This is a genomic window from Stenotrophomonas sp. TWI273 (assembly GCF_039674765.1).
Classification (GTDB): domain Bacteria; phylum Pseudomonadota; class Gammaproteobacteria; order Xanthomonadales; family Xanthomonadaceae; genus Stenotrophomonas.
In genome coordinates this window covers 67,993-90,204 of record NZ_JBDJOA010000002.1, presented here as the reverse complement: position 1 = coordinate 90,204, position 22,212 = coordinate 67,993, and the positions used below count along the sequence as shown (strand labels likewise).

19 protein-coding genes are annotated in these 22,212 nt (G+C 68.6%); 10 read left to right on the top strand and 9 right to left on the bottom strand.

Going from position 1 to position 22,212, the window contains the following annotated elements; genetic code table 11:
* Positions 1-103 precede the first annotated feature (103 nt).
* The 4 genes from ABE571_RS02840 to ABE571_RS02825 are packed head-to-tail and all read left to right on the top strand — an operon-like array spanning position 104 to position 3,700.
* Positions 104-1,063 (top strand): ABC transporter ATP-binding protein, encoded by a 960-nt coding sequence (locus ABE571_RS02840; RefSeq protein WP_121040818.1) that lies wholly within the window; start codon positions 104-106, stop codon positions 1,061-1,063.
* Positions 1,060-1,860, top strand: coding sequence for an ABC transporter permease (locus ABE571_RS02835; RefSeq protein WP_346493147.1), 801 nt, complete (start codon positions 1,060-1,062; stop codon positions 1,858-1,860). The genes ABE571_RS02840 and ABE571_RS02835 overlap by 4 nt, the downstream gene beginning before the upstream one ends.
* The gene (gene panE / locus ABE571_RS02830; protein ID WP_313209443.1) at positions 1,860-2,798 is read left to right on the top strand and encodes a 2-dehydropantoate 2-reductase; all 939 of its coding nucleotides are present in this window, start codon (positions 1,860-1,862) and stop codon (positions 2,796-2,798) included. The genes ABE571_RS02835 and panE overlap by 1 nt, the downstream gene beginning before the upstream one ends.
* 5 nt (positions 2,799-2,803) lie before the next feature.
* Complete coding sequence (locus ABE571_RS02825) at positions 2,804-3,700, top strand: NAD-dependent epimerase/dehydratase family protein (protein ID WP_346493146.1); 897 nt, start codon at positions 2,804-2,806, stop codon at positions 3,698-3,700.
* Positions 3,701-3,779: 79 nt separating this feature from the next.
* Here ABE571_RS02825 and ABE571_RS02820 read toward each other — a convergent pair whose 3' ends face one another.
* On the bottom strand, positions 3,780-4,577 hold the full coding sequence (locus ABE571_RS02820) for a TatD family hydrolase (protein ID WP_346493145.1): 798 nt from the start codon (positions 4,575-4,577) through the stop codon (positions 3,780-3,782).
* A 52-nt stretch (positions 4,578-4,629) separates the two neighbouring features.
* A complete protein-coding gene (locus ABE571_RS02815) occupies positions 4,630-5,673 on the bottom strand; it encodes a hypothetical protein (protein ID WP_346493144.1) in 1,044 nt (347 codons plus the stop codon).
* A gap of 89 nt (positions 5,674-5,762) precedes the next feature.
* On the opposite strand from ABE571_RS02815, the gene hrpB reads away from it, so the two are divergent.
* Both hrpB and ABE571_RS02805 read left to right on the top strand, forming a co-directional pair.
* The gene (hrpB, locus tag ABE571_RS02810) at positions 5,763-8,267 is read left to right on the top strand and encodes an ATP-dependent helicase HrpB (protein ID WP_346493143.1); all 2,505 of its coding nucleotides are present in this window, start codon (positions 5,763-5,765) and stop codon (positions 8,265-8,267) included.
* Between the two features lie 182 nt (positions 8,268-8,449).
* Positions 8,450-8,839, top strand: a complete 390-nt coding sequence (locus tag ABE571_RS02805) for a hypothetical protein (protein WP_102788673.1) — start codon at positions 8,450-8,452, stop codon at positions 8,837-8,839.
* 59 nt (positions 8,840-8,898) lie between these two features.
* On the opposite strand, the gene ABE571_RS02800 is transcribed toward ABE571_RS02805, so the two are convergent.
* Entirely contained in the window at positions 8,899-9,438 is a 540-nt protein-coding gene (locus ABE571_RS02800; RefSeq protein ID WP_102788674.1) for a pseudouridine synthase, read from the bottom strand.
* Positions 9,439-9,564: 126 nt separating this feature from the next.
* Positions 9,565-10,374: a methyltransferase gene (locus tag ABE571_RS02795; protein ID WP_313219763.1), complete on the bottom strand. Its 810-nt coding sequence runs from the start codon at positions 10,372-10,374 to the stop codon at positions 9,565-9,567.
* Positions 10,375-10,599: 225 nt separating this feature from the next.
* On the opposite strand from ABE571_RS02795, the gene ABE571_RS02790 reads away from it, so the two are divergent.
* Positions 10,600-11,559, top strand: a complete 960-nt coding sequence (locus tag ABE571_RS02790) for an aldo/keto reductase (protein WP_313209455.1) — start codon at positions 10,600-10,602, stop codon at positions 11,557-11,559.
* A gap of 93 nt (positions 11,560-11,652) precedes the next feature.
* On the opposite strand, the gene ABE571_RS02785 is transcribed toward ABE571_RS02790, so the two are convergent.
* Positions 11,653-12,561 carry an NAD(P)/FAD-dependent oxidoreductase gene (locus tag ABE571_RS02785; RefSeq protein ID WP_346493142.1) on the bottom strand — a complete coding sequence of 303 codons (909 nt, stop codon included), beginning with the start codon at positions 12,559-12,561 and terminating at the stop codon, positions 11,653-11,655.
* Complete coding sequence (locus ABE571_RS02780; protein ID WP_313219329.1) at positions 12,551-13,003, bottom strand: Rrf2 family transcriptional regulator; 453 nt, start codon at positions 13,001-13,003, stop codon at positions 12,551-12,553. The genes ABE571_RS02785 and ABE571_RS02780 overlap by 11 nt, the downstream gene beginning before the upstream one ends.
* Positions 13,004-13,184: 181 nt before the next feature.
* Between ABE571_RS02780 and ABE571_RS02775 the strand changes: the two genes are divergently transcribed.
* Positions 13,185-15,317: a methyl-accepting chemotaxis protein gene (locus ABE571_RS02775; protein ID WP_346481589.1), complete on the top strand. Its 2,133-nt coding sequence runs from the start codon at positions 13,185-13,187 to the stop codon at positions 15,315-15,317.
* 75 nt (positions 15,318-15,392) lie between these two features.
* On the opposite strand, the gene ABE571_RS02770 is transcribed toward ABE571_RS02775, so the two are convergent.
* The gene (locus ABE571_RS02770; RefSeq protein WP_102788681.1) at positions 15,393-16,295 is read right to left on the bottom strand and encodes a LysR family transcriptional regulator; all 903 of its coding nucleotides are present in this window, start codon (positions 16,293-16,295) and stop codon (positions 15,393-15,395) included.
* A 126-nt stretch (positions 16,296-16,421) separates the two neighbouring features.
* Between ABE571_RS02770 and ABE571_RS02765 the strand changes: the two genes are divergently transcribed.
* A complete protein-coding gene (locus tag ABE571_RS02765) occupies positions 16,422-17,636 on the top strand; it encodes an MFS transporter (protein WP_346493141.1) in 1,215 nt (404 codons plus the stop codon).
* 192 nt (positions 17,637-17,828) lie between these two features.
* Entirely contained in the window at positions 17,829-18,632 is an 804-nt protein-coding gene (gene dkgB, locus ABE571_RS02760; protein ID WP_346493140.1) for a 2,5-didehydrogluconate reductase DkgB, read from the top strand.
* Positions 18,633-18,689: 57 nt separating this feature from the next.
* On the opposite strand, the gene ABE571_RS02755 is transcribed toward dkgB, so the two are convergent.
* Both ABE571_RS02755 and ABE571_RS02750 read right to left on the bottom strand, forming a co-directional pair.
* Complete coding sequence (locus tag ABE571_RS02755; RefSeq protein ID WP_313219322.1) at positions 18,690-19,388, bottom strand: alpha/beta hydrolase; 699 nt, start codon at positions 19,386-19,388, stop codon at positions 18,690-18,692.
* Positions 19,389-19,435: 47 nt separating this feature from the next.
* A complete protein-coding gene (locus tag ABE571_RS02750; protein ID WP_313219320.1) occupies positions 19,436-22,165 on the bottom strand; it encodes a bifunctional acetate--CoA ligase family protein/GNAT family N-acetyltransferase in 2,730 nt (909 codons plus the stop codon).
* Positions 22,166-22,212 lie beyond the last annotated feature (47 nt).

The window sequence follows — 22,212 nt, the reverse complement described above, 5'->3', positions numbered from 1 at the left end:
GCTTTTCGGGACAGTGTGTAGCCGGGGCAAGCCCTCGGGGTCTTCTATAATAGCCCCTCCCCGCCCCTATCCAGCGCCAGCCCATGGGCGCGAAGGCAAGAGCTTGGCTTCCCAGAACACTCCCGCGCCCACCGCCGCGCCCGCCCTGCGGGTGCGTGACCTCCGCAAAACCTATGACAACGGCACCCAGGCGCTGAAGGGCGTCTCGCTGGACGTGGCCCCGGGCGACTTCTTCGCCCTGCTGGGCCCCAACGGCGCCGGCAAGTCGACCCTGATCGGCATCATCAGCTCGCTGGTGAACCTCAGCGAGGGCCAGGTCGAGGTGTTCGGCAGCGACCTGGTGCGCAACCGCAGCGCCACCATGCGCCTGATCGGCCTGGTCCCCCAGGAGATCAACTTCAACCTGTTCGAAAAGCCCTTCGACATCCTGGTCAACTACGCCGGTTTCTATGGCGTGGCCCGTGCCGAGGCCGAGAAGATGGCCGAAGAGGAGCTCAAGCGCGCCCACCTGTGGGAGAAGGCGCAGGTGATGAGCCGCACCCTGTCTGGCGGCATGAAGCGCCGGCTGATGATCGCCCGCGCGATGATGACCCGCCCGCGCCTGCTGATCCTGGATGAGCCGACCGCCGGGGTGGACATCGAGATCCGCCGCGACATGTGGCGGGTGCTCAAGGAGATCAATGCCGCCGGCACCACGATCATCCTCACCACGCATTACCTGGAAGAAGCCGAGCACCTGTGCCGGAACCTGGCCATCATCAATCACGGCCAGATCGTCACCCAGGGCCCGATGCGCGAGCTGCTGGCCAAGCTGGACGTGGAAGGCTTCCTGTTCGATATCGACGGCAGCCTGCCGGCCCAGCTGCCGGAGATCGACGGCGCGATCCTGATCGCCACCGACAGCCACACGCTGGATGTGGACATGCCGCGTGCGATGGACCTCAACCGCGTGTTCGACGCCTTGAACGCCGCTGGCATCCGCGTGCGTTCGATGCGCACCAAGAGCAACCGCCTGGAGGAGCTGTTCGTGCGCCTCACCGGCAACCAGGAGAACGTGGCATGAGCAGCACCCCGACCCCGGTCATCACCGACGGCCAGCGCAACCGCATCGCCCTGATGACCATCGTGCGCCGCGAAGTGGCGCGCATCCTGCGCATCTGGGGCCAGACCCTGGTGCCGCCGGCGATCACCATGACGCTGTACTTCCTGATCTTCGGCGGGCTGATCGGCTCGCGCGTGGGCGAGATGGGCGGCTACACCTACATGCAGTTCATCGTGCCGGGCCTGGTGATGATGAGCGTGATCCAGAACAGCTACGGCAACATCAGCTCCTCGTTCTTCGGCGCCAAGTTCGGCCGCCACGTGGAAGAGCTGCTGGTCAGCCCGATGCCGAACTGGGTGATCCTGTGGGGCTATGTGTCCGGTGCGGTGCTGCGCGGGCTGATGGTCGGCGTGATCGTGCTGATCATCGCCATGTTCTTCACCCCCGTGCGCATCCCGCATCCGCTGGTGACGCTGACCACGGTGCTGCTGGGCGCGACGATCTTCTCGCTGGCCGGCTTCATCAATGCGGTGTACGCGAAGAAGTTCGACGATGTGGCGATCGTGCCGACCTTCATCCTGACCCCGCTGACCTACCTGGGCGGCGTGTTCTATTCGGTGAAGCTGCTGCCGACCTGGGCCGAAGCGGCCACGCACGCCAACCCGATCTTCTACATGGTCAACGCGTTCCGCTATGGGCTGCTGGGCACCAGCGACGTGCCGCTGTGGGTGGCCTACGCGCTGATGATCGGCTTCGTGGTCGCATTGACCGCGCTGGCGCTGTGGTTGTTGAAGCGGGGCGTGGGGATGCGCAGCTGATGCGCCTCCTGATCCTCGGCGCCGGCGGAACCGGTGGTTACTTCGGTGGTCGGCTGGCCCAGGCCGGTGTGGATGTGACGTTTCTTGTGCGTCCCGCGCGTGCGGCGCAGCTGGCGCGCGAGGGCCTGGTGCTGCGCAGCCCGCTGGGCGATGCGACGTTCCCGGTCAAGCACGTCACCGCCGAGGCGCTGCCCGCACTGGCGAGCGCCGAGCCGTTCGATCTGGTGATCCTGAGCTGCAAGGCTTACGACCTGGCCAGTTCGATCGAGGCGATCGCCCCGGCGGTCGGCCCGCGCACCACGGTGCTGCCGATCCTCAACGGGCTGCGCCATTACGCCGATCTCGACGCGCGCTTCGGCCGCGACGCGGTGCTGGGCGGGCTGTGCTTCATCAGCGCGACCAAGGCCGCCGATGGTGCGGTGCTGCACCTGGCGCCGGCGGCCAAGCTGACCTTCGGCGAGCGCGACGGCACCGGCAGCAGCGCGCGCGTGCTGGCGTTGGCGGCAGCCTGTGTGCAGGCCGGGGTGGACCACGTCGCCACCGATGCCATCGGGCAGGAGCAGTGGATCAAGTACACCTTCCTGACCACGTTGGCGGCGGCGACGTGCCTGATGCGCGCCGATGTCGGCACGATCGTGGCCACCGATGACGGTGCGGCGATCGTGCGCGGCCTGTACGACGAATGCGTGGCCGTTGCCGAGGCGGCTGGCGAGCCGATTCCGGCCAAGGCACGCGAGATCGCGCTGACGGCGACCACCCAGGCCGGCTCGGCCTTGAAGGCCTCGATGCTGCGCGATCTGGAGGCCGGCCAGCAGGTGGAGGCCGAGCATATCGTCGGCGACATGCTGGTGCGTGCACGCGCAGCCGGACAGGCGGCGCCGCTGCTGGCGGTGGCCTATGCGCACCTGCAGGCCTACCAGCGCCTGCGCAGCGCCTGAGCACCATGCCTGCCACGCTGCCCGCCCGCGTGCTGGTGCTGGGCCTGGGCTACAGCGGCCGGCATCTGGCCGCGCTGCTGCACGCGCACGGCGTGGCCTGCAGCGGCACCGTGCGTGATCCTGCGAATGCGCCAGACGATGGATGGGTCCGCCACCGCCTCGTCGCCGGCGAACCGATCAACGCGGACCTGCGCGAGGCGATCCGCACGGCCGAGGCCCTTGTCTGCACCGTGCCACCGGATGCCGAGGGCGACCCGGCCTTGCGCCTGCTCACCGAGGCGCTGAGTGACAGCCCTGCCCTGCGCTGGGTCGGCTATCTCTCCTCGACGGCGGTGTACGCCGACCGCGCTGGCGGCCGGGTCACTGAGACGTCCATCGCCGATGCGACTGATGAGACCGCCCTGAAACGGCTGCATGCCGAACAGCAGTGGCAGGCCCTCGCGCAGGCCCGCGGCCTCGCCTCGGCCGTGTTCCGGCTGCCTGGCCTGTATGGGCGCGGGCGCAATGCGCTGGTCCAGCTGGCGCAGGGCAAGGCAAGGCATGTGGTGCGGCCGGGGCAGGTGTTCAACCGGCTGCATGTGGAGGATCTGGCCAGTGGCGTGCTGGCGGCAATGCAGCGGGCCGAAGGCCATGCGCTGTACCTGCTGAGCGATGACGAGCCGGCGCCGCCGCAGGACGTGCTGGGCTACGCCGCAACGCTGAGTGGGCTGCTGCTGCCTGCCGCGCAGGCGTGGGACGCACCGGGGGTGGCCACCTCATTGCGCCGCTTCTACACCAGCCACAAGCGCATCGACGGCCGCACCACGCGCGCGGCATTGCGGTGGCAGCCGCGCTTCACGACCTATCGCGAAGGGCTGGACGACGCCTGGGCCCACGGCGACGGACGCTCCGCGCTGCGGTAGCCCACGACGGTCGGTCGTGGGTGCGGTTACCAATGCGGGGTCCGACACGCGTACCGACCAACGGTCGGCATCTGCCCGCTCAGGCCGCGTCAGGCAACCGGAAGAAGGTGCGCGTCGCCGCCGTCGCGTTGGCGGCCGTGGTCTCCACGTCTTCGCCCCGATCACGTGCCAGTTCCTCGACGATGTGCGACAGGAACATCGGCTCGTTGCGACGGTCCTTCGGCAATGGCTTGAGCGTGCGCGGCAGCAGGTACGGTGCATCGGTCTCGATCATCAGCCGGTTGGCCGGGATGTGCTTGACCAGCTCGCGCAGGTGCGCGCCACGGCGTTCATCGCACAACCAGCCGGTGATGCCGATGTACCAGTCCTGGTCCAGGTAATCGAACAGCTCCTGGCGCTCGCCGGTGAAGCAGTGCACCACCGCCGGGCCAAGCCGGCCCTCGAAATTCTTCATCTGCGCCATGAAATCGGCATGCGCGTCGCGCTGGTGCAGGAACAGCGGCTTGCCGTTCTCGGCGGCGAGCTGCAGCTGACGCTCGAAGGCACGGTGCTGCGCCGGGCGCGGGGAGAAATCACGGAAGTAATCCAGCCCGCACTCACCTACCGCCACCACCTCGGCATGGGCGTGCAGCGCGCGCATTTCTGCGTCGCATTCGTCGGTGTATTCCACCGCATGGTGCGGGTGCACGCCCGCGGTCGCGTACAGCAACCCCGGATGCTGGCGGGCCAGATCCAGCGCCATCGGCGAGTGCTCGCGGCTGGCGCCGGTGATCACCATCTGCACCACCCCGGCCTCGCGCGCACGCGCCAGCACGGCGTCGCGGTCGCGATCGAAGGAATCATGGGTGAGGTTGGCGCCGATATCGATCAGTTGCATGGGGCTGCTGCAGGACGGAAAACCGGGCCATTGTACCTGCGCCCCGGGAGACTCAATTGGACGCCGCCGGCGCGAGCAGCACCTCGACCAGTTCACGCGAGAGACCGGCCAGGCGTATCCGCCCGCCCTGCTGCTGCACGGTGATGAACGGCGCGCCGCCGCGCACGAAGGTATCCGTGGCCGCTACCGGTCCGTTGGCGGCAGTGCCCGGCATGCGCAGGTACCAGACCTGCGCGCACGTCGCCTCCAACGCCGGCACCGGCTCACGATAGAGGCCGCCGCGCCCACTGACCTCGGCCGTCCGCAGCAGACGCAGCAGACGCGCGAGCACGGCACTCGGCGCCACCTGGCCGGACATGCCCACCTCCTCGGCAAACGCGTCCGGCGCGGTGGTCATGGCGATCAGCGCGGCACTGGCGCGCGAGGCCGGCACCACCGTGCCGTCGATGGACCGGCCCGCCCGCGCCTGCGACTGCCAGAGCGCCTCGGTGGGCTCGCCCAGATACGGCTGCATGTCGCGCTCGAACTGCGTCCGCCATGCGCCGAACTGCTGCTGCGCCGCGGCCAGGTCCCATGCCGGCAGGGGGCAGCGCGCGGGGCGATCATGGCGCTCCCACCGCGTGGGCAGGCCGAGCGCTGCGCAGTCACGGCACGTCACCGCTCCGCCGGCGGCGGCCTCGAACCGCAGGCGGCGCGCGGCATCGTCAGCACAGTCACCGGTGTCGTCGAGCAGCAGATGGAAACCGACCGTCCGCCGGCACAGCCCCAGAATGTCCTTGCGCCGGTCCAAGGTGCTGCGCGCCAGTGCCTTCAAGGTGATGAAGGCAACATCGTCGGCCAACTGCAGACTCGGGTACACCGCTTCGCGCAACGTGCCATCGGCCACGGCGCGCAGGATCGCGCCGTCATCGCTCAACCCCGCCGGCAGGTAGCGCGCCTGGATCTGCGCCCGCGCCAGCACCGCCCAGTGATTGCCATCGTACGGCGCGTGCAGCGCCGTATCCGCCTCCGTGGCGGCAGGCGCGGCAGCGAGGGCCGTGAACGACGCCATCGCGCCTGCGGTCAACCACAACAGCACACCTACCGCGCAGCGCATCCGGGTCTCCAGGGTTCCAGGGCGGCACAGGGGAACACGCCGAACGCCCGCTGGCAATGCGCGCGCGGCGGACGCCGTATCCTTGTGTCATGCGTACCCCGATGTTTCCCATCTCCACACTGCTGCCGCAGATCCTGACCACGCTGGAGCGCGGCACCCGACTGGTGCTGGAAGCGCCACCTGGCGCCGGCAAGACCACCCAGGTACCGCTGGCCCTGCTGGAAGCGCCGTGGCTGGAAGGCCGCAAGATCCTCATGCTGGAGCCGCGCCGCGTGGCGGCCCGCAGCGCCGCGCAGTTCATGGCGCGCCAGCGGGGCGAGGACGTCGGTGAGACCGTCGGTTACCGCATCCGCTTCGAGAACAAGATCTCGGCGCGAACCCGCATCGAGGTGGTGACCGAAGGCATCCTGACCCGGATGCTGCAGGACGACCCGTTGCTGGAAGGCGTGGGGGCGCTGCTGTTCGATGAATTCCACGAGCGCCATCTGGCCGCCGATCTCGGCCTGGCCCTGGCGCTGGATGTGCAGTCGCAGCTGCGCGAGGACCTGCGCATCGTGGTGATGTCGGCCACGCTGGATGGCGAGCGGCTGGCGCAGTTCCTCGATGCGCCCCGATTGAGCAGCGAAGGCCGCAGCTTCCCGGTGACGATCGCGCATTTCCCCGCCCGTCGCGACGAGGCACTGGAACCGCAGGCACGGCGCGCGGTGGAGCAGGCCTTGGCCGAACATCCTGGCGACGTGCTGGTGTTCCTGCCCGGGCAGCGCGAGATCGCGCGCGTGCAGACCGCGCTGCAGGCCGTGCTGGATTCGGCCGTGCAGGTACTGCCGCTGCATGGCGAACTGCCGGTGGACCAGCAATCGCAGGTGCTGCAGCCCGATCCCGGCGGTCGCCGCCGCGTGGTGCTGGCCACCAACGTGGCCGAGTCATCGGTGACCCTGCCCGGCGTGCGGGTGGTGATCGACGCGGGTCTGGCACGCGAGCCGCGCTACGACCCCAACAGCGGCTTTGCGCGCCTGGATGTGGTGAACATCGCGCAGGCCTCGGCCGATCAGCGTGCCGGCCGCGCCGGCCGCGTTGCGGAGGGTTGGGCATGGCGGCTGTGGCCACAGTCGCAACGCCTGGAGGCGCAGCGGCGGCCCGAGATCGCGCAGGTGGAACTGGCTTCGCTGGCATTGGAACTGGCCGCCTGGGGCAGTGACGACCTGCGCTTCGTCGATATCCCGCCGGCCGGTGCATTGGCCGCCGCCCGTGAACTGCTGCAGCGCCTGGGCGCGCTCAGCGACAGCGGCACGCTGACCCCGCTGGGCCGGCGCATGCTGACCCTCGGTACGCACCCGCGGCTGGCCGCGATGCTGATGGCGGCCGCCGGGGGTGTCGAACAGGCGTTGGCCTGCGATCTGGCCGCGCTGGTGGAAGCGCGCGACCCGCTGCGGCAAGGGGGGGATGCACTCGCTGCGCGGTGGCGTGCGCTGGCGGCGTTCCGCCAGGGGCGCGTGCCGCACGATGCCAACCGCGGGGGCCTGGCTGCGATCGATGCGGCCAGCAAGCAATGGCGGCGACGCCTGCGCTGTGAGGCCGCGCCCCCTGCGTCGGTCGAGGCGCATCAACTCGGTGACCTGCTCGCCCATGCATTTCCGGACCGGATTGCTGCCCGCCATCCGACCGATCCGCTGCGCTATCTGCTGGCCAATGGCCGCAGCGCGCGCCTGTTCGATCCCAGCGATCTGCGTGGCGAGCCGTGGCTGGTCGCGGTGGAGCTGCGCTACGAAGCACGCGACGCGTTGCTGCTGCGCGCCGCGCCGGTGGACGAGAACCGCCTGCGCCGTGATTTCGCCGATCGCTTCAAACAGGAAGACGTGGTTCGCTGGGATGCTGAGAAGCGTGCGCTGGTCGCGCGACGCGAGACTCGATTCGATCGCATCGTGCTGGACAGCCGCTCGGCCGGTCGCGTGGATCCTGCGCACGCCGCGCAGGCGCTGACCGATGCGGTTGCCGAACTGGGGCTGGACGCATTGCCGTGGACCGAAGGGCTGCGCCAGTGGCAGGCCCGTGCACTGGCGGTGCGCGCATGGATGCCGGCGCTGGAACTGCCGGATGTCTCCGACGCAGCGCTGTTGGCGACGCTGCCGACCTGGCTGACCCCCGCATTCAACGGCAGGACCCGCCTGGACGCGCTCGACGAATCCAGCTTGGGTGAAGCGCTGAAGTCACCGCTGCCGTGGGCGCAACGCCAGCTGATCGATCGCCATGCCCCGGTCCGCATCACCGTGCCTTCGGGGATGGAGCGCCCGATCCACTACACGCTCGATGCCGATGGCGTCACGCCGCAGGCGCCGGTGCTGGCGGTCAAGCTGCAGGAACTGTTCGGCCTGAGCGACACCCCGCGCATCGCCGATGGCCGCATCCCGCTGACGCTGCATCTGCTCTCCCCGGGCGGCCGCCCGCTGCAGGTCACCCAGGACCTGCGCAATTTCTGGGCGAACACCTACGCCGAGGTGAAGAAGGAAATGAAGGGGCGGTATCCCCGGCATCCGTGGCCGGACGATCCGTGGACGGCGAACGCAACACACCGCGCCAAGCCGCGCGGCACGTGAGCAGGCCGCCCATTCCTCACCCGATGCGCGCATTCATGGCTGTCACCTGACCATCGCCCGGCACGTGGCGCGCGCAGCGCGGGGAACCGGCTACAGTCGTGATCCGGCCGTAGCAAATGGATAACACGCCCTACACGGCCACCGCGCGACACTGGATCAGAACCTTTAGGCAAGGACCCCCCATGAGCAGATTGACTGTGATTACCGACCGCGCCCTCGAGCGTGCCCTGGACATTGCCAGCAGCGCTGGTGACGGCCTCAAGCATGCCGGCAGCAACCTGCGTCACTTCGGGCCGCAGGCGACCGACTGGATCAAGACCGGTGCCGCACTCGGCGCGGTCAAGACCGGCAGCAAGGTCGCCGCCAAGGTGGTGCGCCGCAATCCGGCCGTGACCATCGCCGCCGCCGCTGTCGGCGTGGGCCTGCTGGGCTATGCGCTGTACCGCAAGCAGCAGAAGAAGAAGCTCGCCAACGGTGGGGTGGTGAACGGCCAGGCGCAGCGCATCAGCGCCCGCAACCGCCGCAACGACACCGTGGTGGACGAAACCAGCGATATCGGCAGCGACGCCTGATCCGCTGACGCGTTACCGCACGTGCATCGAAACCGCCGGTCTCTGCCGGCGGTTTTTTATTATCCGATCTGCCGCCATTGGCCGGGTTGCAGATCGCCGATCGCATGCGCGCCCATCGAGATACGCACCAGGCGCAACGTGGGCAGGCCGACCGCCGCGGTCATGCGTCGCACCTGCCGGTTGCGGCCCTCGCGCAGCGTGATCGCCAGCCACGCATCGGGCACCGTCTTGCGGAAGCGCACCGGCGGCGTGCGCGGCCACAGTTCGGGTGGCGGCTCCAAGCGCTCGACACCGGCCGGCAATGTGGGGCCATCGTTGAGCAGCACGCCACGGCGCAGCGCCTGGAGCTGCGCATCGGTCACTGTGCCTTCCACCTGCACCCAATAGGTCTTGTCCGCCTTGTGCCGCGGATCGGTCAACTGGTGTGCCAGGCCGCCGTCATCAGTGAGCAACAGCAGGCCTTCGCTGTCGTAATCCAGCCGGCCAGCCGCGTATACCGCCGGTGGCAGCCCGAAACCGGCCAGGGTCGCGCGCGGCGGCTGGCTGCGGTCGGTGAACTGGCACAGCACGTTGAACGGTTTGTTGAAGGCGATCAGCATCGGGGCAACAGCGGCAGTGGGATGGCCCATTGTCCCATCCCCATGCCGTCGCCGCGATCCAGACGGCGTCAGCCGATGGTCTTCATCTCGACCAGGACGCGCAGGCCATGGCCCGCGCGCGGTGTCTTACTTGCCCGGCTTCACGAAGCGCAGCGTCATGCGGTCGCTTTCGCCGATCGCCTGGTACTTGGCCTCATCGGCCGCGTCATGCTGGTTGGTCGGCGGCAGCGTCCACACGCCGTTCGGATAATCCTTGGTGTCGCGCGGGTTGGTGTTGATCTCGCTGCTGCCGGCCAGTTCGAAACCGGCGGCCTTGGCCATCGCGATCACCTGCTGCTGGCCCACGTAACCGGTCTTGTCGTCTGCCGGTACATCGGCCTTGGCACGGTGTTCCACCACGCCGAGCACGCCGCCCGGCTTGAGCACCGAGAAGAAGCCCTTGAACATGCCTTCGGCCTGGCCGCTGCTGCGCCAGTTATGCACGTTGCGGAAGGTCAGCACCACGTCCGCCGAGTTGGCCGGGCCGAACACCGGGGCCTTCGGGTCGTAAGCCACCACACGGCTCTTGCCGAACACGGCAGCGTTGCCGGCGAATTTCTTGTCCAGCCCATCGCGGCTGCGCTGCTGGTAGTCGCGGCCACGTCCCTCCGCCACGGCCATCGGGTCGACCACGGCGGCCACGTACTGGCCCTTGTCGTGCAGCAGCGGCGCCAGGATTTCCGAATACCAGCCGCTGCCCGGAGTGACTTCGATGACGGTCTGGCCCGGCGCGACACCGAAGAACGACAGCGTCTGCGCCGGATGGCGGTAGGCATCGCGTTTGACGTTGGCCGGATCGCGGCGGCTGTCCTGCACGGCCTTCTGCACGGCCGGGGTGATCGCGACCTGCGCGTTCGGGCCGGCGGGCTTGATCGCCATCGCGGGCGCGGCAAGCATCAGGGTGGAGACAGTGAACAGGCAGGCACAGGTCAACGAACGGGCTTTCATCGGCGGGGCTTCCAGTAACGGGATGCGGCGAGACTAGCAGCCAAGCGTGCACAGGTGTTCACAAAGCGTTAGTGCGACGCAGCAATCCAGAACACTGTTTTGTGCCTGCTGCCGCAACGCTGTCACCCCCCCGGCCGTATCCTGTGGAAACGATTCCCAGGGAGAACATCACCCATGACTGCTACGCGCGAACTCGGTCGTTCCGGCCTCCATGTCGCCCCCATCGCCTTCGGCGGCAATGTCTTCGGCTGGAGTGCGGACGAGAAGACCTCCTTCGCCCTGCTCGATGCCTTCGTCGAGGCCGGCTTCAACCTGGTCGATACCGCCGATGTCTATTCGGCGTGGGTGCCCGGTAACCAGGGGGGCGAGTCGGAAACCATTCTGGGCCGCTGGTTCAAGCACAGCGGCAAGCGCGACAAGGTGGTGCTGGCGACCAAGGTGGCCAAGTGGTCCGAACACCCGGGCCTGTCGGCCGACAACATCACCGCCGCCGTGGAGGATTCGCTGCGCCGCCTGCAGACCGACGTGATCGATCTGTACCAGGCGCACGAAGATGATGAATCCACCCCGCTGGAATCCACGCTGGCCGCCTTCGGTCGCCTGATCGAACAGGGCAAGGTGCGCGCGATCGGTGCCTCCAACTACAGCGCCGAGCGCCTGCGCGATGCCTTGAGGGTCTCGGCCGACTACAAACTGCCGCGCTATGAAACGCTGCAGCCGGAGTACAACCTGTACGACCGCGCCGGTTACGAAGCCGGGCTGGAAGCGGTAGTGCGCGAAGCGCAGCTCGGCGTGATCAGCTACTACTCGCTGGCCAGCGGCTTCCTCAGCGGCAAGTACCGCAGTGCCGCCGATGCGGGCAAGAGCAGCGCGCGCGGCCAGAGCGTGGTGGACAAGTACGTCAATCCGCGTGGCCTGCGCATCCTGGGCGCACTGGACGACATCGCCAGCACGCATGGCGTGAGCCCGTCGCAGATCGCGATCGCGTGGTTGATCGCCCGTCCAGGCATCACCGCGCCGATCGTCAGCGCCACCAGTGTCGAGCAGTTGCACGATGTGCTGGCCGCCGCGAAGGTCGCGCTGTCGGCGCAGGATGTGCAGCAGCTGGATGCGGCGAGCGCCGAACAGGCCTGAGCCCACCGCCACGTATGACGGACAGCCGCCGCAGGGCGGCTGTTTCCGTGTGGGGCGGGCGCTCGGTTTCCGGCCCGGCCGAGCGCCCTCGCCTTATCGGCTGGCCCGGCTGTCTTCGGCGACCAGCGCGTGGTGCAGGCTGACCCCGGCGCGCACGCCTTCGGCACTGGCCAGGCTGATGTTGCCGACCAGCGTTGCATCGCCTGCGGCATAGATGCCGGGCACGCTGGTCTGCTTGCCCGGGTCGACCTGGACCAGCACGCCGATCGGGCTGTTCTCCAGCACGCAGCCCAGCTGTTCCACCAGGGGTGTCGCCATGTGCTGGCGCGCGGTGACGAACAGCGCGCGCAGTTCAACCCGGCGGCCATCGGCGAGCACGGCAGCGCTCAGCGCCGGTGCCTCGCCTTCGAGACCGATCACGGCGTCGTGCTCGATGCTGACCCCGCGGTGCTGCAGGGCAGCGCGTTCTTCCGGTGCCAGTGTCATGCCGTGCGCGAACAGGGTGACGTTGCCCCAGTCCGCGAGCAACGCGGCCATCGTCGCGGATTTCTCATGCCCGCCCAGCAGGCCGATCGCGCCGCCGCCGATTTCATAGCCATGGCAGTACGGGCAGTGCACCACGCTGTGGCCCCAGCGCTCGGCCAGGCCGGGCAGTTCGGGCAGTTCATCGGCGATGCCGGTGGCCAGCAGCAGCTTGCGCGTGGCCCAGGTGTCACCGTTCGCGGTGCCGACCACGAAACCATCCACGGTCGGCTCGGCCGTGCTGACCGTATCGTTGACCCAGCGCACCGTCGGGTAGTCCAACAGCTGCGCCTTGGCGTTGCGCAGCAGCTCGGCACCGGCGATGCCATCCTGGCCCAGCACGCCCTGGGAATGGGCGGCGAAGCGGTTGCGGGGCAGGCCGCTGTCGATCACCAGGATCTCGCGGCGCGCACGCGCCAGGATTAGGGCAGCGGACAGGCCGGCGAAGCTGCCGCCGACGACAATCGCATCAAACCTCATGGGGAACTCCTGCAGCATGGTGGGCCAGGTGGCGGGCGAATTCCTCGCCCAGCGTGGCCAGGGTGGTGTCACGCAGGCGGGCCTCGAGCAGCGCCTGGGCCTGGCGGTAACTGTCGTCCAGCGCCTCGTTGACCACGCGCTGCACCGGGCAGCCGCGCCCGGTCTCGCGCGCGCCGGTGTGCAGCAGGGCGGGCGCACCGATGGCGACATACACGTCGTGCAGGGTGATCTGCGCCGGCTCCCGGGCGAGTTGGGCGCCACCCCCGTGGCCACGCACGGTGGTCACCAGGCCGCCTTTGTTCAGGGCCGACAGCAGACGGCGGATCACCACGGGATGGGTCGGCAGGCAGGTGGCGAGCTGCTCGGAGGTGCGCGGACCGTCCTGGCCGACCAGATGGGCCATCACGTGCAAGGCGTCTGAGAACTGGTTGCTGGATTTCATGTAACTACATTAGTTACATATTGGTTGCGTGTCCAGTCCTGTTTCGTTCCATATGCGACCAAAATTAATCTACACGCCATCGTCACAACGTTTAATGGAACGGTAACCGTGATTGGCGTCGCACTTCAGCCTGCTTTAGGCAGACCGATACCGCATTGCCCTTCCCCACTTTTCATTTCCCATGACGTCCTCCGCACCGGCGCGTCCACGCGCCCTGAGTCTTCAATTCAAACTGCTGGGCGCGCTGTCGCTCGGCCTGGTCATCATCGTGCTGGCGGCCCTGGCCGGGCTGGGGTCGGCCTGGCGGAACCTGTCGGCCGAGGTGCCCGTCGAGGTCGCCCGCAAAGCGCAGGCCGAGCTGCTGCAGCGCGAGTTCCGGCTGCAGGTGCAGGAGTGGAAGAACGTGTTGATCCGGGGCGCCGATGAGGCGCTGCGCGAGCGCCACCTGGCGGCGTTCGATGCGGAAGGACGCCGCATTGAAGCCCTGGCCGGCACGCTGGCGACCAGCCGCGATGAACAGACACGCACGCTGGCCAACCGGTTCCTGGCCGAGCACCGCGCATTGGAGGCCCGCTACCGCGGCGCGTTGGAGGCATTCGCGGCCAGTGGCTATGACACCCAGGCCGGCGACGCGCTGGTGCGCGGCGCCGACCGCGCCGTGGGCGCCACGCTGGATGCCTTGGCCGCGCGCGCCAGCGAACGAGCCGAGTACGAGACCGGTGCAACGGCCGAGCGCGCCCGCGCCGCGCTGGTCGCCTCGGCCATGGTCACGGCGCTGGCGGCGCTGGTGCTGCTGGCCGTGCTCACCCTGTGGCTGCGGCGCGCGGTGATCGCCCCGGTGGTCGCGGTCGAAGCCGCAGCCCGCGCGGTGGCACGCGGCGATCTGGAGCATGTGGTGGTGGTGCGCAGCGGCGATGAGATCGGTCGCCTTGGCACCGCGATGCGCGAGGTTACCCAGACCCTGAAGGGCGTGCTGGCCGCGCAGGCGACGATGGCGCAGCGCCACGACGCCGGTGAGATCAGCTACCGCATGGACGCCACGGCATTCCCGGGCGGCTATGGGCAGATGGTCAGCGACACCAACACCCTGGTCGCCAACCACATCCAGGTGAAGCTGCGGGCGATCGAGATCATGGGCCACTACGCGGTCGGTGATCTATCGGTGGACATGGAACGCCTGCCCGGCGAGAAGGCGGTGATCACCCAGGCGCTGGATACCGCCAAGGCCAACCTCGGTGCCATCAATGCCGAGATCAAACGATTGGCGGCGGCAGCGGCCGTGGGCGATTTCAGCCAGCGCGGCGATGAGGCACGCTACCAGCACGACTTCGGCGAGATGGTCGGCGGTCTCAACCGCCTGATGCAGACCACCGAGCAGGATCTGGGCGAGGTCTCGCGCGTGCTGCAGGCGATCGCCGGGGGTGATCTCAGCGCGCGCATGCGCGGCGACTTCCACGGGGTGTTCGCGCGCATGCGCGATGACATGGCGCGTACCACCGGTCAGCTGACCACCATCGTCGGCGACATCAAGCACGCCGCGCAATCGATCCAGACCGCCGCCGGCGAGATCGCCGCGGGCAACAGCGACCTGTCGCGCCGTACCGAACAGCAGGCCGCCAACCTGGAAGAAACCGCCGCCTCGATGGAGGAACTCACCTCCACCGTGCGCCAGAACGCCGAGCACGCGCGCCAGGCCAACCAGCTTTCGCTCAACGCCGCCTCGGTCGCCTCGCAAGGCGGTGAGGTGGTCGGCCAGGTGGTCACGACGATGGGGGCGATCCAGGCCTCGTCGCGGCAGATCGCCGAGATCATCAGCGTCATCGACGGCATCGCGTTCCAGACCAACATCCTGGCGCTCAACGCTGCCGTGGAAGCGGCGCGCGCCGGCGAGCAGGGCCGCGGCTTTGCGGTGGTCGCCAGCGAAGTGCGCACGCTGGCGCAGCGCTCGGCCAGCGCGGCCAAGGAGATCAAGGGGCTGATCGATCAATCCGTCGCCGATGTCGACAGCGGTGCCGCGCTGGTGCAGCAGGCCGGGCAGACCATGGGCGAGATCGTCGGCAGTGTGCAGCGCGTCACCGACATCATGGCCGACATCGCAGCGGCCTCGCAGGAACAGTCCGCCGGGATCGAGCAGGTCAACCAGACCGTGGTGCAGATGGACGAGACCACGCAGCAGAACGCAGCGCTGGTGGAAGAAGCTTCGGCGGCAGCGCGCAGCATGGAAGAGCAGGCGCTGGCCCTGAACGCGGCGGTGGATGTGTTCGTGCTGGATGCCGGGCGCGGTGCGGTGACCGGATTGGCGCGCGCGGCGTGATGCAGCCGTAGTGCCGGCCGCTGGCCGGCAACCGCACGCAGTGGGCATCGCGAGGGAGCCGGCCAGCGGCCGGTACTACCGGACGTAAGGGGTACCCACCATGGCCTCGGCCAGGTGATCGAGGAAGGAGCTGATCCGCGCCGAGACCGCCGTGTTGCGGTAGTACACGGCGTGGATCGGCTGGCGGACCTCCACGGTGATATCCGGCAGCACCTGCACCAGGGCGCCGGCTTCGCGGTCGCGGTGGGTCATGAAATCAGACAGGCTGACGATCCCGACCCCTTCCAGCGCCAGCCGGCGCAGTGTTTCGCCGCTGGAGACCGCCACCGCCGGGCGCACGTGCAGCAGCGCGTCGGTCGCGCCGGGCAGCGGCCAGTGGTTGAGCGAGTCAGGCTCGTTGAAGCCGAGCAGGGTGTGCTCGGTCAGTGCCGCCACGTCGCGCGGGGTGCCGTGCTGCTCCAGATACGCCGGGCTGGCCATCACGCGCAGCCGGCTGTGAGCCAGCGGCCGCGCATGCAGGGTGGAATCGGCCAATGGCCCGATACGGATGGCCACATCGGTGCGCCGCTCCAGCAGATCGATGTAGCGCTCGCTGCTGTTGAGCTCCAGCGCCACTTCGGGATAGCGCGCGCGGTAGCTGGCCACCAGCGGGGCGATCACGTGCAGGACGAACGGCATCGCCGCATCCACGCGCAGGCGCCCGGCCGGTCGCTGACGGCGTGCGGCGATCTGCTCTTCGGCCGCTTCCACCGAGGCCACGATCGCGCGGGCCTGGGCCAGGAAAGCGTCGCCCTCCTCGGTCAGCTGCAGGCGACGGGTCGTCCGCGTGAGCAGGGTGGTGCCGAGCTTTTCTTCCAGCCGACCCAGCGCGCGGCTGACCCCGGAGGTGGTCTGGCCCAGCTGTTCGGCGGCGGCGGTGATCGACCCGCTGTCGATCACGGCGATGAAGGCCTGCATTTCATCGAGGGTGGTTTTCATGGCGGCGGCCCGGCGGAGACGCTCCATTATTGACCATGGAGCAACAGTGATTGGCGTGAAGGCCGCTTTTTCCGCAAGAGTGCGGCGCGCAGACTGCGCAGCCTCACTCCCCACCGGTATCCGTCCATGTCCCGTGGTATCCCCTTGGCCTTGTTGGCGTTGACGCTGGGTGCGTACGCCATCGGCACGACTGAATTCGTCATCGTCGGCCTGATCCCGACGATCGCCGCCGACCTCGGCGTCACCCTGCCCTCGGCCGGCCTGCTGGTGTCGCTGTATGCGCTTGGCGTGGCGGTCGGTGCGCCGGTGCTCACCGCGCTGACCGGCCGGGTGCCACGCAAGACCCTGCTGGTCGCGCTGATGCTGCTGTTCACCCTCGGCAATGTGATCGCCTGGATGGCTCCGGGCTACGGCTCGCTGATCGTGGCGCGCGTGCTGACCGGCCTGGCGCACGGTGTGTTCTTCTCGATCGGCTCGATCATCGCCACCTCGGTGGTGCCCAAGGAAAAGGCCGCCAGCGCGATCGCGATCATGTTCACCGGCCTCACCGTGGCGCTGGTCACCGGCGTGCCGCTGGGCACCTTCATCGGCCAGCACCTGGGCTGGCGGGCCACCTTCCTGGCCGTGGCCGCGCTCGGCGTGATCGCGCTGATCGGCAGCCTGCTGTTCGTGCCGCGCAACCTGCAGCGCAGCGCGCCGGCCACGTTCGGCCAGCAGCTCGCCGTGCTCGCACAGCCGCGCCTGCTGCTGGTGTATGCGATCACCGCACTCGGCTACGGCGGCACCTTCCTCTCCTTCACCTACCTGGCCTCGATCCTGCAGGACGTGACCGGTTTCTCGGCCAATGCGGTCAGTGGCGTGCTGCTGGTCTACGGCGTGTCGGTGGCGATCGGCAACCTGTGGGGCGGCCGCCTGGCCGACCGCCGCGGCCCGATCCCGGCCCTGAAGCTGATCTTCGCGTTGCTGGCCGCCGTGCTGTTCGTGCTTACCTTCACCGCCTACAACACCTGGTTGGTGCTGCTGACCGTGCTCGCGCTGGGTGCGGTGGCGTTCGGCAACGTGCCGGGCCTGCAGGTGTACGTGGTCAAGCAGGCACAGCGGTTCGCCCCGCAGGCCGCCGACGTGGCGTCGGGCCTGAACATCGCCGCCTTCAACGTCGGCATCGCGCTCGGTGCTTCGCTGGGGGGCCTGGTGGTCGATCACTTCGGCCTGATGCACACCCCGTGGCTGGGCGCGCTGGTGGTGATGGGCGCCTTTGGCCTGACCGCGTTGAGCGGCCGCCTGGACCGCCGCGATGGCGTGGCCGACCGCGCCGAAGGCATCGCCGTGAGTGCGCATTGAGGGATCCCGGTCGCGGACCCGTGACAGCAGCCGACCAACGGTCGGCTCTACCTGACAGCCGACCGACGGTCGGCTCTACCTGACAGCCGAGCAACGATTCGTTCCACGCAACCACAGCCGACCAACGGTCGGCTCTACCGTCGCTTTACGGTGCACGGCGTAGCCTGCACCTCACCCCATGAAGGAGTTTCCATGAGCATTCCCGCCTTCGGCCTCGGCACCTTCCGCCTGAAGGGCCAGACCGTGATCGACTCGGTGCGCAACGCACTGGACGTCGGCTACCGCGCCATCGATACCGCACAGATCTACGAGAACGAAGCCGAGGTCGGCCAGGCCATCGCCGAGTCCGGCGTGGCGCGCGAAGCTCTGTTCCTGACCACCAAGATCTGGATCGCCAACTTCCACCACGACGCGCTGCTGGAGAGCCTGCACGAGAGCCTGCGCAAGCTGCGCACCGACCACGTCGAGCTGACCTTGATCCACTGGCCGTCGCCGAAGGATGCGGTGCCGATGGCCGAGTATCTCGGTGCACTGGCCGAGGCCAAGTCGCAGGGCCTGACCCGCCAGATCGGCATCTCCAACTTCACCATCGCCCAGACCCGCCAGGCCATCGAGATCCTCGGTGCCGATGCAATCGCGACCAACCAGATCGAAGTCCACCCCTACCTGCAGAACCGCGCGCTGATCGCGTTCCTGAAGGAACAGGGCATCGCTGTCACCGCCTACATGAGCCTGGCCTACGGCGAAGTGCTCAAGGACCCGGTGATCCAGGCCATCGCCGCGCGCCACCAGGCCACCCCGGCCCAGATCGCGTTGGCGTGGGCGCTGCAGCAGGGCTTTGCGGTGATTCCGTCCTCGACCAAGCGCGACAACCTCGCCGGCAACCTATTGGCCGCCGATCTGCGCTTGAGCGATGAGGACATGGCGCAGATCGCCACGCTGGATCGCGGGCATCGCCTGGCGAATCCGGAGGGGATCGCGCCGGCCTGGGATTGATCGGTAGCGCCCGACCGTTGGTCGGGCGTGGTGGGCATGCCGACCTACGGTCGGCACCTACCCCTGCAACCACGCGCGCAGTGCCGCGCTGACCTCGTCGGGCTTCTCCATCGGGGCCAGATGGCCACAATCGGGCAGCACCACCAGGGTTGAATCCGGCACCAGCGCATGCATCGCCTCGCTGATCGCCAGCGGGGTGATGCGGTCGTTCGCACCGCATACGATCAACAGCGGATCGCGGTATCCGACCAGCACGTCATGGCCATCCACCCGGTCCAGTGCGCTCTGGCGCAGGAACACCTCCGCGCCCAGCCGCGCGGTCATGTCGCGTACGCGCTGCACCAGCACATCGTCATCCAGCCGCGAGGCATCGATGTAGCTGCGCATCAACGTGTCACCGAAGCCGTGGAATTTTCCGGGCAGCCGCACGCTTGCCTGCTGCGTCCTCCGTTGCGCGGCGCGCTCGGGCGAGTCGGCATGGATCGAGGTATCGATCAGTGCCAGGCGCAGCACCCGCTCCGGCGCGGTGCGCAGAATCTGCTGGGCGACGAAACCGCCGAGGGAGAAACCGGCCAGGGCAAAGCGCGCCGGTGCCTGCGCCAGCACGTCATCGACCACGGCCTGCATCGTCTCGCCGCGGGTCTGGTCGCCCACGATGCAGTCGGCGATATCGGACAGGTCGGCGATCTGCGCACGCCAGAGTTCAGCGTCGTTGAGCAGGCCGGGGAGCAGCAGCAGGGGGAGGCGGTCGGTCATCCCGTATTGTCGCCCCGCCCACGTGCACGCGCCGTACCGCGATCGGCTCAGTGCGTTGCAGGATCGGGCGCCTGCGGCACCTGTACGTCCTGCACCGGCAGGGTCACCACCATCACCGTCGAATCGTCCGGGTCGAGCCGGGTCTTGAAGCCCAGGCTCTGGCACATCGCCAGCATGGTGCTGTTCTCGCGCAGCACCTGGCCTTCGATGATGTTCAGGCCCAGCCATTGCGCGTACTCGATCATGATCGCCATCAACCGCCAACCGATGCCGTGGCCCTTGAGGTCGGAGCGGATCAGGATGCCGTACTCGCCACGGTCGTAGTCCGCATCGGCGTGCAGGCGCACCGCGCCGAGCATGTCGCCGCTGCGCGGGTCGATGGCCACCAGCGCGATGGAACGCGCGTAGTCGAGCTGGGTCAGGCGCGCGATGAACTCGTGGCTGAAGTGCTTCACCGACTGGAAGAAGCGCAGCCGCAGGTCGTCATCGGTGACGCGCGCGAAGAAGGCACGGAACAGCGCGTCGTCCTCGGGGCGGACCGGGCGTACAAAGGCGGGGGCGCCGTCGGACAGGGTGATGGTGCGCTCCCACTCCTTCGGGTACGGAAACACCGCGAAACGGGGGTGGCCGCGGCCCTTGTGCAGTTTGCGCGACGGTTCGATCGCCACGCGCGCATCGAGTGCGATCACGCCGTCGCGGTCAGCCAGCAGCGGATTGATGTCGAGCGTGCGGATCTCGGGGATGTCGGCGGCAAGCTGGGCGAGCTTGACCAGGATCAGCGCAACCGCGCGTTCGTCGGCGGCCGGAACATCGCGGTACGCCTTGAGGATGCGTGAGACCCGCGTGCGGCCGATCAGTTCATGCGACAGGCGCAGGTCCAGCGGTGGCAGGGCGATCGCCTTGTCGTCGATCACTTCGACCGCAGTGCCGCCACGGCCGAACACGATCACCGGGCCGAAGGTCGGGTCATCGGCGATACCCGCGATCAACTCACGCGCCTTGGGCCGCACGATGGTCGGCTGCACCAGCACGCCATCGATACGCGCATCGGGCCGCTTTTCATGCGCGCGCGCGATGATGGAGGTCGCCGCCGCATGCACGGATTGCAGGGTACCGAGGTTCAGACGCACGCCGTCGACATCGGACTTGTGTGGGATGTCGGCCGAGAACACCTTGATCGCCACCGTGGCGCCCTGCTCCAGCAATGGCTGGGCCAGGTCCATCGCCTCGTGGGCATCACGGGCCTGCATCACCGGCGCGGACGGAATGCCGTAGGCGCTGAGCAGCTGGTGGGTGGCGATCGGGTCCAGCCACTGCTGGCCGGCGGCCAGTGCGGTCTCCACCAGCGCGCGCGCCCCGGCGGTATCGACCACGAAATCCTCGGGCAGGCTGGGCGGGGTTTCCATCAACGCGGCCTGCGCGTCGCGGTAGCGCACCAGATGCTGGAAGCCGCGCACGGCCTCCGCTTCGGTCGGGTAGGTCGGCACGCGCGCGGCATTGAGCGTGGCGGTGGCACGATCGTCGTTGCCCAGCCACACCGCGAACACCGGCTTGTCGCGGTGGTGGCGCGGGCGCAGGCCGAGCGTGCGGGTCAGGGCCTGCGCGGCATCGGCCGAGGAGGTGAACGCGGTCGGCACGTTGACCACCAGCACGGCGTCATTCTCGGTATCGGACATCAGCGCTTCGATCGCCGCGGCGTAGCGGTCGCCATCGGCATCGACCACGATGTCGACCGGATTGCTGCGCGACCAGCCTTGCGGCAGCACCGCATCGAGCTGGGCGACGGTGGCCGGCGACAGCTCGGCCAGGCTGCCGCGCAGGGCCAGCAGCTGGTCCACCGCCAGCCGCCCCACCCCACCGCCGTTGCTCAGGATCGCCAGGCGACGGCCCGGGAAGGTGCCGAGCCGGCCCAGTGTTTCGGCCGCGGTGAACAGCTCATCCAGCGCGCTGACGCGCAGCAGGCCCGCACGGTTGAATGCCGCACCGTACACCGCATCGGCGCTGGCCAGCGCCTGCACGTGGGTATCGGCATCGGGATTGATGCGGATGTGGCGGCCGGATTTGACCACCACCACCGGCTTGGCGCGCGCAGCGGCACGCGCGGCGGACATGAACTTGCGCGCATCGCGGATGTGCTCGACGTACAGCAGGATCGCGCGGGTGCGGTAATCGGTGGCGAAGTAATCGAGCAGATCGCCGAAGTCGACATCCAGGGTGTCGCCGAGCGAGACCACGGCGGAGAAACCGACCGAGCGCGCCACGCCCCACTCCACCAGGGCCGCGGCAATCGCACTGGATTCGGAGATCAGGGCCAGATCGCCGGCCTGCGGGAAGTGCGCGGCGATGCTGGCGTTCAAGCGTGCATGCGGCGCGATCACGCCCAGGCAGTGCGGGCCGAGAATACGCAGGCCCTTGGGCCGGGCGGCGGCCTCCACCTGCGCGGCCAGCGAGCCCGGGCCTTCGCCCAGGTTGGCCGTCAGAATGATCGCCGCGCTGACACCGCGCTCGGCGGCCGTGGCCACCACCTGCGGCACGATGCTGGCCGGGGCGGTGATCACCACCAGCTCGGGCACCCAGTCCAGATCCTTGAGCCGCTTCACGGTGCGGATGCCGTCGATCTCGCTGTAACGCGGATTGATCCAGGCCACCTTGCCGGTGAAGCCGGTGCCGCGCAGATTGCGCATCACTGCGCGGCCAGCGGAGCGTTCACGTGGGCTGCCGCCGATCACGGCGACCGACTGCGGGCGGAAGACGGCTTGCAGGTGGTAGGTGCTCATGCGATCAGACAGTAACAGGGACGGGGGTGGTTATTAACCACCCCCCG